Origin of the sequence: Streptococcus pluranimalium (assembly GCF_047785705.1) — a bacterium.
Classification (GTDB): Bacteria; Bacillota; Bacilli; order Lactobacillales; family Streptococcaceae; genus Streptococcus; species Streptococcus pluranimalium_A.
In genome coordinates this window covers 1-2,917 of record NZ_JBLOJV010000070.1, presented here as the reverse complement: position 1 = coordinate 2,917, position 2,917 = coordinate 1, and the positions used below count along the sequence as shown (strand labels likewise).

Below are 2,917 nucleotides of genomic sequence, written 5' to 3'. Positions count from 1 at the left end.
GCTGTTTTCTAATAACAGTATACTTGAGGAGTGAGAGGATGACTAGATACCTCGTTATTGGGCGCTTACGGCTTTTCAATATGCTTTCGTTCAAAGGTTTCTAGGCTTTCACCAGCAGAGCGCCTACCTCATAAGGAGGATTGGTGGTAAAAACAATCACATTCCGCTTTCGCATCCCTCTCTTTTTAACTTCGGACACCAGCAAAGACGATAGATTTTGGGGTATGATACTCCATTTCTATCGCCTCATATCTTTGAATTCAGTTTTATTAAGTTTCGTTCACCTCGACCAATCTGAATGTCGGAGAAGCATATAAAATTGTATTCCCTTACTAGCTGAAAAACCTTTCTTTTTTCCTTAGAAGTTTAATTATTATTACAAGGGAAATAACCACCTCTAAAACATATACCCCTATCAATACTATAGGCAGAATTTGAACTTCTGCAAGGCTACCGCTGAGCAATATGTAATCCCAAAGAGAATGGAAAATTATAGGGAACAGTATTTTTCGTGTGTCCAAATACATAGCTCCTAAGAACACTCCCATAACAAAGGTTGAGCCAAGTTGTCCCATTAGCTCGGAGACTGATAGACCTCCTATAACATTTATTAAATGTAATGCACAAAATAGCACTGAAGACAGCAGTATGGCAAGAGCCGGATTCATCTTCTTCGCCATTGCACCAAGCAATATCCCTCTGTACATGCCTTCTTCAGCTATTCCAATCAAAGCAGTATCTATTATCAATATAACAAATGCTAAATCCGGACTAAATCCTCTGACAATTGAATATAGTCCAAACCCTACTACTGGGATGAACAAAAGTGCTGAAAATACATAGCTCGGCTTGCTTTCTGAGTGCAAGGTTAATTCATTTTTATTTTTTATGCCGTAGTACAAAACCAATATCGCTAATATAAACATAAACGGCAAAAACTTCCTGCTGAACTCCGTTGAATTATATGGAGTATTTAAGAAATGATTACTGATAAAAAGTCCTATTCCCATTATAATCATATACGCTGTTAATAAAATATAGTTCTTCTTCATATACAACCTCCTGCAAAAGTACTCCAAGTATAAGTATTTGCTTGAAGTGCTTTGATTTTGCCTCTAACTACACTACAATATAGAAATAGCTATGTGTAAGCCATTCTAATTCATCTGACTAATCAATTATTCTTTCTATGGTTCTTACTAATCAATCCAAGCAACATAATCAAGGCAACAACGCCTGTCACCAAGTAAAAACTAATGTTGGAGCTATCTCCGGTTTCCGGAGCTTTATATTTCTTAACTACCGTAGGAACATTTGCAGGAGGATTAGTTTTGTTATCCTTATCATTTTTAACAGAAAGCTTTATAACGGCTTCACCCTCATCCAAATCTTTTACATTAACTTTTACAGGTTCCTTATTTAAAACATATCCGTTAGGAGCCTTTGTTTCAACCAATATATACTCTTTGTCATAATCCAGCTCATCAATTATAGCCTTACCGTCAGCCCCTGTTGTCACAGTTTTTATAGGTTTACCTGAGCAGAGCCGTCTTTTACCAAGAATAAATCAAATGTTGCATTTGCCAATCCCATATTACTTTTAGAATCCACTTTTGTAATTTCAAGTTGACGTACCTCTCTACACGGAATCGGTTCCTTATTCTTTACCGCATTAGCCACAGCAGTCAAGTAGTCTTTTAACAGACTGGTTGTAACTCCGCTCCCTTTTTCGTTAAGGTTAAATCCTACGTGAGATGTGGTTCCTTCTTCAACTTTAAAATCGTTTTTCAGTTCGACCAGGAAATTCTCATATCCCAATTCACCGGACTTTGCCTTATACTCTACATTAGAACCGCTTTTTACGAATTTATCAGTTACATCCTCCAACTTATTTACATCAACTCCGTAACTATCCACAAAGGCTTCAGACACGCCGTAAATTTTAAAACTGGTTGAATCAGTAAAAACTGAGCTTCCTGTCCATGAAATTTTAATCTCATCGTCATTTTCTAAATTATAAAATCTTGCATATGCCCTGTGAACATAGTTAGCGTTTACACCGTCTTCTTTTATATTCACATTTGTTCATGGTAAGACTATTTACATCTTTTTTACTTATTGTTCCTGCTGTATGAATACTCCTTACCGGCATATAAACTCGTAAAAGTATAAGTGCCGTTATCAGTTGCCTTATTAAGATCAGGATAATCCGCAAAAGTCAACTTAAAATCCGTCTTTTTCACGTTCTCAATATTTTTGGTAAAAATATATCGTATCGTTTTTTGTTGATTTGTTATAATCAGGAACAGCGAGCAAAAATTCATTTCCGGCATCCTCATATGTCAAATACAGTATTAGCGCAGAAACAATATCCTCATCTACAATTCCGTTAGGTCGAAGTCTCTCATCCAGTTTTACAGTGAAATAATCGCCTTCTCTAATGTCTCCCACTTCGTTGTTAATTGTGCCTGACATTGCCAAAAATACATATTGATAATTGTTGACCTGCCAATTGTCAGACGCACCATTATAATCTTTCTTCGTGTGAGAAACAATAACCTCCTCTATTTTGTTGTTAACCTCTTCACCTTTAGCACACAAAATTCCTTCTGCATTTACTTGCATCACATAAAAAAAACCATGATTACAGTTAGTAACATAACTAAAGTAAATACCTTAAATTTGTTTAAATTCTTATTCATAGTGCCCGGTATCCCCTATCAATTGTATTATACATCTCCCATATGAAATTGTCAATGAGCGAACACAGCTCAGATGGTGTCAAGTTTTTACGGACTTTTTCCATAGTCAATCACATTTTTACACGACGCTTATTTTCAACATTTCTATTTAGAATTCATATTCATCTTTTTTAATCGGCGCAATATATCGAAAAATCGGTGAATTAGAATGTAAG

General features: G+C 35.8%; 4 protein-coding genes. All 4 read right to left on the bottom strand.

What is annotated here, in order from left to right:
* Positions 1–332: 332 nt before the first annotated feature.
* The 4 genes from ACMZ6Z_RS09170 to ACMZ6Z_RS09155 all read right to left on the bottom strand — a co-directional run bounded on the left by ACMZ6Z_RS09170 (position 333) and on the right by ACMZ6Z_RS09155 (position 2,625).
* Complete coding sequence (locus ACMZ6Z_RS09170; RefSeq protein WP_416132227.1) at positions 333–1,052, bottom strand: CPBP family intramembrane glutamic endopeptidase; 720 nt, start codon at positions 1,050–1,052, stop codon at positions 333–335.
* A gap of 122 nt (positions 1,053–1,174) precedes the next feature.
* Positions 1,175–1,519, bottom strand: coding sequence for a prealbumin-like fold domain-containing protein (locus ACMZ6Z_RS09165; RefSeq protein WP_416132226.1), 345 nt, complete (start codon positions 1,517–1,519; stop codon positions 1,175–1,177).
* A gap of 5 nt (positions 1,520–1,524) precedes the next feature.
* On the bottom strand, positions 1,525–2,079 hold the full coding sequence (locus tag ACMZ6Z_RS09160) for a fibrinogen-binding adhesin SdrG C-terminal domain-containing protein (RefSeq protein ID WP_416132225.1): 555 nt from the start codon (positions 2,077–2,079) through the stop codon (positions 1,525–1,527).
* Between the two features lie 168 nt (positions 2,080–2,247).
* Positions 2,248–2,625 carry a hypothetical protein gene (locus ACMZ6Z_RS09155; RefSeq protein ID WP_416132224.1) on the bottom strand — a complete coding sequence of 126 codons (378 nt, stop codon included), beginning with the start codon at positions 2,623–2,625 and terminating at the stop codon, positions 2,248–2,250.
* Between the last annotated feature and the right edge of the window lie 292 nt (positions 2,626–2,917).

Bases quoted from the DNA above. Each gene is read 5' to 3' on its own strand.
- ACMZ6Z_RS09155 (WP_416132224.1), bottom strand. From the start codon at position 2,625: ATGCAAGTAAATGCAGAAGGAATTTTGTGTGCTAAAGGTGAAGAGGTT.
- ACMZ6Z_RS09170 (WP_416132227.1), bottom strand. From the start codon at position 1,052: ATGAAGAAGAACTATATTTTATTAACAGCGTATATGATTATAATGGGA.